1 protein-coding gene is annotated in these 527 nt (G+C 67.7%); it reads left to right on the plus strand.

The genetic code is table 11. The annotated features are described in order from the left end of the window. Nucleotides 1-107: 107 nt before the first annotated feature. A complete protein-coding gene (locus tag RA19_RS25445) occupies nt 108-518 on the plus strand; it encodes an ExbD/TolR family protein (protein ID WP_039168797.1) in 411 nt (136 codons plus the stop codon). The last annotated feature ends 9 nt before the right edge of the window (nt 519-527 follow it).

Below are 527 nucleotides of genomic sequence, written 5' to 3' on the forward strand. Positions count from 1 at the left end.
GCCCCCCAGGGCGGGCGCGAATTGCGCCCCCCCTCGGCGCCGGGCGCAAGCCTCCGTTGTGTTTCCTCACTCGCCCCTTTTTTTCCTGATTTCCTCCGGGGGCCAGCGTGAACATCAACCGCCCTGCCCGCCCCCGCGCCCTGATCTCGCTGGTGCCGATGATCGACGTCATGCTGATCCTCTTGGTGTTCTTCATGGTGACCTCCACCTACCTGAACCTCGACATGATCCCCGCGGTGAAACCCTCCGAGGGAACTGCAGGCAGCGCACAGGCCCCGGCAGGCACAATGATGATCCGCCTCGGCGCCGACGGCGTTCCGGTGCTGCGCGGCGCCGCGCTGGATCAGGACACCCTGCGCGCCACCCTTTCTGCCGCAGTGGCCGAAGAACCGCTAACTCAAGTGGTGATCCTCCCCTCCGGCGCCGCCCAGACCCAGGCACTGATCACGGTGATGGACACCGCCGCCCTGGCCGGCGTCACCCGCCTGCGCGTCTTGCGGCTGGAGGCCTCCCCATGAAGCTCAACC

Origin of the sequence: Leisingera sp. ANG-M1 (assembly GCF_000813745.1) — a bacterium.
Classification (GTDB): domain Bacteria; phylum Pseudomonadota; class Alphaproteobacteria; order Rhodobacterales; family Rhodobacteraceae; genus Leisingera.